This is a genomic window from Streptomyces sp. ActVer (assembly GCF_027270795.1).
Taxonomy (GTDB): Bacteria; Actinomycetota; Actinomycetes; order Streptomycetales; family Streptomycetaceae; genus Streptomyces; species Streptomyces umbrinus_A.
Genome location: NZ_JAPWHT010000553.1, coordinates 1 through 6,182, shown reverse-complemented (window position 1 = coordinate 6,182; position 6,182 = coordinate 1). Strand labels below are relative to the sequence as shown.

The following is a 6,182-nucleotide window of genomic DNA, read 5'->3' as shown; positions in this document are numbered from 1 at the left end:
CGCACCCCGGCGAGCGCGGCACCGGTGCGCGGGTCGTCGATCCGGGTGGCGAGCGCGGCGCGGGCACCCCGGGTGGTGGTGGCCTCCGCGTCGAGCAGCCCGCGGAAGATGCTGTCCGTGACCAGGCTGCGGGCCTCGATCATGCCCCGGTAGTCGTTCAGCGAGTACTCGTGGACGCGGAAGCCGCGGTGCTGGTCCGCGTCCAGCAGGCCCTGGGCCGACAGGTCGACCAGGGCCTCGCGGACGGGGGTCGCGGAGACGCCGTACTGCTCGGCGATCTCCTTGACCGTGAACTCCTGGCCCGGCTTGAGGCGTCCGGCCAGCACCTCGTCGCGGAGCGCGTCCGCGATCTGCTGCCGCAGGGTGCTGCGGGTGACGGCGCCATTGCCGCTGCCGGTGCGGGGCATCGTCCGTTCCTTCCCCGAGCGGGTAAGTACTCGCTCATGTCTACGAGCCAGTCACCTTACGCGTTCGGGAAAGGGCCATCCGGACCACACCGGTCCTGCGCTACACCGTGTGCTCGTCCGCCACCGAGAGCGCCTCGTCGAGAGCGGCCAGACCCTCCTTGGCCTCCGCCTCCGTGATGTTGCACGGGGGAACGACATGGGTGCGGTTCATGTTGATGAAGGGCCACAGACCGTGCGCCTTCGCCGCGGCACCGAACGCCGCCATCGGCGCGTTCGCGGCGCCGGACGCGTTGTACGGCACCAGCGGCTCCCGCGTCTCCCTGTCCCGTACGAGTTCCAGGGCCCAGAAGACGCCCGTGCCGCGGACCTCGCCGACGCTCGGGTGGCGTTCGGCCAGCTCGCGCAGCCCGGGACCGAGCACGGTCGCGCCGATCCGGGTGGCCTGGCCGAGGATGTCCTCCTCGTCCATCACGTTGAGGGTCGCGACGGCGGCGGCACAGGCGAGCGGGTGCCCGGAGTAGGTGAGGCCGCCCGGGTAGGGGCGCTTCGCGAACGTCTCGGCGATGGCGGGAGAGATCGCGACACCGCCCAGCGGCACGTACCCGGAGTTCACACCCTTCGCGAACGTCATCAGGTCCGGCACGACCCCGTAGTGGTCCGCGGCGAACCAGTGCCCGGTCCGTCCGAAGCCGGCCATGACCTCGTCCAGGACGAAGACGATCCCGTACTCGTCGCAGAGCGAGCGGACGCCCTCCAGATATCCCGGCGGCGGCATCATGATCCCGGCCGTACCCGGAATCGTCTCCAGGATGATCGCGGCGATGGTCGCCGGGCCCTCGAAGGCGATGGTGTCGGCGAGGTGCTGGAGCGCGCGCTCGCACTCCTGCTGCTCGGTCTCCGCGTGGAACGGCGAGCGGTACAGGAACGGCGCCCAGAAGTGCACGACCCCGGCCGCCCCGCTGTCGTTCGGCCAGCGGCGCGGGTCACCGGTGAGATTGATCGCGGCGGAGGTCGCGCCGTGGTACGAGCGGTAGGCGGAGAGCACCTTCGGGCGGCCGGTGTGCAGCCTGGCCATGCGCGTGGCGTTCTCGACGGCCTCGGCGCCCCCGTTGGTGAAGAAGATCTTGTCCAGATCCCCCGGCGTCCGCTCGGCGATCAGCCGGGCCGCCTCCGACCGGGCCTCGACGGCGAAGGCCGGCGCGAACGTCGTCATGCTCGCGGCCTGCTCCTGGATCGCGGCGACGACCTTCGGGTGCTGGTAGCCGATGTTCGTGAAGACGAGCCCACTGGTGAAGTCCAGATACCGCTTGCCGTCGTAGTCCCAGAAGTACGCCCCCTCCGCGCCTGCGACGGCGAGGGGGTCGATGAGCTCCTGCGCGGACCAGGAGTGGAACACATGCGCACGGTCCGCGGCCTTCACGGCGGCGCCGGCCTGGGGATTGGGCTGAGGGGTCATGCGGCCGAGCGTAGGTGTCCGGGGCGAGGGCGCGACATCGGCGTCCTGTCTGCGGTGCGGCCGGGAACGCGACAGGTTGTCGCGTGTAGGGACGCCGGTGGAGTCCGGTGGAGTCCGGTGGGGGGCTTGGCGGAGTGCCGTTGGCGGCCGAGACAGCCATCTATTGACAGCATGCTGTCGTGATGACAGCATGCTTACATAATCACCGACAGGGCCGGACGGCCGATCGGTACGACCGAGGAGGAACCATGAGCGGCAACCGCAAGCCCGTACACCTCGCCGTCTACGACACGCTCGCCGACTGGGAGACGGGCCACACGACCGCGTACCTCGCGAGGGGCGGCTACGAGATCCGGACGGCCGGAGCGTCTCTCGCCCCCGTGAGGTCCGTCGGCGGGCTGCGGATCCAGCCCGACGTCGCGCTCGACGACCTGCGGCCCGAGGACAGCTCGCTGCTGATCCTGCCGGGGGCCGATCTGTGGGACACGAGCGACGACCTCGCCCCCTTCGCACGCAAGGCGCGGGAGTTCCTGGACGCCGACGTGCCCGTCGCCGCGATCTGCGGGGGCACGGCGGGCCTCGCCCGCGAGGGACTGCTCGACGACCGGGCCCACACCAGCGCCGTCTCCTTCTATCTGGCGGCCACGGGATACAAGGGCGGCGAGCGGTACGTCGACACCGACGCCGTCACGGACGGCAAGCTGATCACCGCCGGTCCCACCGAGCCCGTCGCGTTCGCGCGGGAGGTGTTCGCGCTGCTCGGGGTGTACGAGGGGGAGGTGCTGGACGCCTGGTACCGGCTGTTCCACGACTCGGACGCGGAGGCGTACGCGGTGCTGGAGGCGGCGGGCCAGTGAGCGGGGCAAGCGAACCGGGTGCGGCGAGCGGGGCGGACAGGGCGCGGCAGGACCTGTTCAGCCGGAGCGCGCTCGGCGTCTTCCGGCTGAACGGCCAGTTCATGGGCGTGGCCGAGGAGCTGGCCCGCCCCGCCGGGCTCACCGCCGCCTGGTGGCAGGTGCTCGGGGCCGTACTGAAGGAGCCGCTGCCCGTCTCCGGGATCGCCCGCGTCATGGGCATCACCCGGCAGAGCGTGCAGCGGATCGCCGATCTGCTGGTCGAGCGCGGGCTCGCGGAGTACGTGCCCAACCCCGCCCACCGCCGGGCCAAGCTCCTCCGCCCGACGGACGAGGGCCTCGCGTCCGTCCGGCGGATCAACCCCGGACACGCGGCCTTCGCGGACCGTCTCGCAGGGACCCTCGGCGAGGCCGAACTGGCCGAGACCGTGCGTGTGCTGGAGCGACTGATCGGCGCGATGGAGACGGTCACGGAGGCGGAAGCGGAGACGAGCACGCGCACGGGCGGGTAAGACGGGCCCGGATCCGGGTGGGCGAACCGTGACAGAAACGGCATCCGCTGTTACGGAACCGTAGACACCGCTCCGGCCACCTCCCCGTTCGGCCGCACTATCCTCGGGCTGTCGCACAAGTACGGGGGAGGGCGGCATACCGATGGAGAAGCTCGGGCCTGCCGATCCGCTGCGGATCGGCGCGTACAGACTGCTCGCGCGGCTCGGTGCCGGCGGCATGGGGCAGGTGTTCCTGGCGCGTTCCGACCGGGGGCGGACGGTCGCGGTCAAGCTCGTGCGCCAGGAACTCGCCGAGCAGGAGGAGTTCCGGGCGCGCTTCCGCCAGGAGGTGCAGGCGGCCCGGCGGGTGGGCGGGTACTGGACGGCGCCGGTCCTCGACGCGGACACGGAGGCGGCGATCCCCTGGGTCGCCACGGGCTATGTCGCAGGACCGTCGCTCGAAACGGTCGTCGGGCACGACCACGGCGCGCTCCCGGAGCGTTCCGTACGGATCCTCGCGGCCGGTCTCGCGCACGCGCTCAAGGACATCCACGCGGCGGAGCTGATCCACCGAGACCTCAAGCCGTCGAACGTCCTCGTCACGATCGACGGCCCGCGGGTCATCGACTTCGGTATCGCACGCGCCCTGGAGACGGTGACCGACGGCGGCCTCACACGCACCGGCGCGCTCGTCGGCTCGCCCGGTTTCATGGCCCCCGAGCAGGTCCGTGGCGACCGCATCACGCCCGCGTGCGACGTCTTCTGCCTGGGTTCGGTCCTGTCGTACGCGGCCACGGGCGACCTGCCGTTCGGTACGGCCAACAGCGGCGTGCACGCCCTGATGTTCCGCATCGCCCAGGAGGAGCCGGACCTGGCGGGTGTCCCGGAGGGCATCGCCGACCTCGTCCGCCAGTGCCTGCGCAAGGACCCCGCCTCCCGCCCGAGCCTCGACGACATCCTGGAGCGCACGGGCGCGGAGGACACCGTCACGGACGGCCGCAGCCGCGACCCCTGGCTGCCGGGGATGCTGGTCGCCCAACTGGGCCGACACGCGGTGCAACTGCTGGACACGGAGGATCCGGAGAGCCCGGAGGGTTCGAAGGAGAGGGAGAGCGGGGCCGGGGCTCCGCCCCCCGCTCCTCAAACGCCGGAGGGGCTGAAGAAGTCTCAAGCACAACCAATCCGTCCGGCGTTTGAGGACGAGGCCGTTCAGGCCGACAGCGGGGGTCCGGGGGCGGCAGCCCCCAGGGACGGGAAGGGTAAGGGCGGCGGGGGCGGAGAAACTCCCGGTCCTCCCGAAACCTCCCCTCAACACGAACACGCCCCCACCCCCGACGGCCCCACCCCACCCCCACCGGGCCCTCCGGGAGCCGCGGCCTTCGACCACCTCCCCACCATGACCACGGGCCTGCCCGCGACACCCCCACCGACCGCCCCGCCGGGAGGACCGTCGGGAGGCCCACCCGTCCACCCGGCCTACGGCTACCCCCAGCAACACCCCCAGCCCGCCGCCTACGGCTACCCGCACTACCAACACCAGCCCGCCGGCTACCCACCCCCGCCGGGCTCGACCCCGCCCTACGGCCCCACGCCCCCCTACGGCCCAACACCCCCGTACGGCCCGGGAGTTCTCCCACAACCCGGCCCGCCGCCGGAGAGAGGCGGCCGCTCCACCGCGGTCCTGATCATCGTGGCGCTGATCGTCGCGCTGGGCGCAGGCGCATCCGTCTACGCACTGATGAAGGGCGACGGGGACAACCGCGCGGGCGGCGACCCCACCACCTCCCCGACGGCGGACGCGCCCACGACCCCGGGCCAGGTCACCGAGGGCCCCACGCAGCCGCCGACCACGCCGGAGGAGACGCCGACGGACGGCGCGATCCCCGTCAAGTACCTCGGCACGTGGACCGCGTCCATCGACAACGCCACGGGCCGCAACACCCGCGAACTCACCATCCAGCAGGGCGAGGTGGGCGATACGGTCCTCTCGCTCACGGCGGACGGCCCGCCCGGCAGCGGCACGTACCACTGTGTGTTCCGGGCGGAGCTCTCCGAGGCCCCGAGCGCCGGCGGTCCGCTGCGGATCGGCGCGTCCGAGGTCACGGTCGGTCAGCCGGCCACGTCCTGCAGTCCGGGCGAGGCAACGGAGTTGACCGTCCTCCCCGACGGCCGACTCCGCCGGGTGAACACGAGCAACGGCGACGAACTGACGTACACGAAGCAGGGCTGAGCCGGTCTCAGCGCAGTTGCTCGGCCAGTCCGACGATGACGCCCTCCGGACCGCGGACGTAGCAGAGCAGATAGCTGTCCTCGAACCGGGCCATCTCGCCGAGGAGTTCGGCGCCGTGCGGGCGCAGGCGGGCCACGGTGTCCTCGATGTCGTCGACGGCGAACATGACGCGGTGCGTGCCCAGCACGTTGTGCGGCCGGTCGCGCGCACGCCCGGCGCCATCGGCTACAGCGAACTCAACCTCGCCACCGGCTACCAGGGCGTGCACCGGGTCACCCTCGACGGCCACGACCCGTCGGTCGAGGAGATCGAACACGGCAACAGCGAGTACCCGTACCGCGAGATCGAGTACGCGTACACGTACGGCGAGCCGCCCGCCGACTCGCTCGTCTCCAGTTTCCTCACGTACATCAGCCGGGGGAGCGGCCAGGACGTGGTCCGTACGCACGGTCATCTGCCGTGCTCGACGCCGGTGGGGCAGAAGATCTGCGCCGAGGGGTAGCCCGACGGGCCGCGGGCACCGGGTGACGGCAGGGACCCTTGTGTGCGCCGGACACGCGCACAACCATGGATCCATGTCACCCACCCCCACCTCATCCCCCACGCCACCCCCCGTCCCGCACATACGCCCCAGCAGAAGAACCGTCCTGGCCGCGACGGCGGCTGCCGGAGCCGTCACGGTCGGGCCGTCCGCGGCGCCCGCCGCGTCCGCTCCGGCCATGCCGACGGCCGAGCTGGTGGACA

Annotated in this window: 5 protein-coding genes and 2 pseudogenes; 4 read left to right on the top strand and 3 right to left on the bottom strand. The window is 72.0% G+C overall.

The window, feature by feature from the left end; all coding sequences use genetic code 11:
- Positions 1-407, bottom strand: a 407-nt coding sequence (locus O3Q52_RS47205) for a GntR family transcriptional regulator (protein WP_269654634.1), incomplete at its 3' end; no start/stop codon positions are given.
- Between the two features lie 100 nt (positions 408-507).
- On the bottom strand, positions 508-1,863 hold the full coding sequence (locus O3Q52_RS47200; protein ID WP_269654633.1) for an aspartate aminotransferase family protein: 1,356 nt from the start codon (positions 1,861-1,863) through the stop codon (positions 508-510).
- A 248-nt stretch (positions 1,864-2,111) separates the two neighbouring features.
- Between O3Q52_RS47200 and O3Q52_RS47195 the strand changes: the two genes are divergently transcribed.
- The 3 genes from O3Q52_RS47195 (at position 2,112) to O3Q52_RS47185 (ending at position 5,438) form a co-directional block, all read left to right on the top strand.
- Positions 2,112-2,720, top strand: coding sequence for a type 1 glutamine amidotransferase family protein (locus tag O3Q52_RS47195; RefSeq protein ID WP_269654632.1), 609 nt, complete (start codon positions 2,112-2,114; stop codon positions 2,718-2,720).
- On the top strand, positions 2,717-3,229 hold the full coding sequence (locus tag O3Q52_RS47190) for a MarR family winged helix-turn-helix transcriptional regulator (RefSeq protein ID WP_269654631.1): 513 nt from the start codon (positions 2,717-2,719) through the stop codon (positions 3,227-3,229). Before O3Q52_RS47195 ends, O3Q52_RS47190 begins: the two co-directional genes overlap by 4 nt.
- Positions 3,230-3,371: 142 nt before the next feature.
- The gene (locus O3Q52_RS47185) at positions 3,372-5,438 is read left to right on the top strand and encodes a serine/threonine-protein kinase (RefSeq protein WP_269654630.1); all 2,067 of its coding nucleotides are present in this window, start codon (positions 3,372-3,374) and stop codon (positions 5,436-5,438) included.
- Positions 5,439-5,445: 7 nt separating this feature from the next.
- Here the strand turns inward: O3Q52_RS47185 and O3Q52_RS47180 are convergent.
- A pseudogene (locus O3Q52_RS47180) lies at positions 5,446-5,643 on the bottom strand (VOC family protein); the annotation flags it as partial.
- On the opposite strand from O3Q52_RS47180, the pseudogene O3Q52_RS47175 reads away from it, so the two are divergent.
- Positions 5,626-5,940: pseudogene (locus O3Q52_RS47175) on the top strand (phosphate ABC transporter substrate-binding protein); the annotation flags it as partial. The pseudogenes O3Q52_RS47180 and O3Q52_RS47175 overlap by 18 nt on opposite strands.
- Between the last annotated feature and the right edge of the window lie 242 nt (positions 5,941-6,182).

Excerpts from the sequence above, each read along its gene's own strand:
- O3Q52_RS47185 (WP_269654630.1), top strand. The coding sequence starts at position 3,372 with ATGGAGAAGCTCGGGCCTGCCGATCCGCTGCGGATCGGCGCGTACAGA.
- O3Q52_RS47195 (WP_269654632.1), top strand. The coding sequence starts at position 2,112 with ATGAGCGGCAACCGCAAGCCCGTACACCTCGCCGTCTACGACACGCTC.
- O3Q52_RS47200 (WP_269654633.1), bottom strand. The coding sequence starts at position 1,863 with ATGACCCCTCAGCCCAATCCCCAGGCCGGCGCCGCCGTGAAGGCCGCG.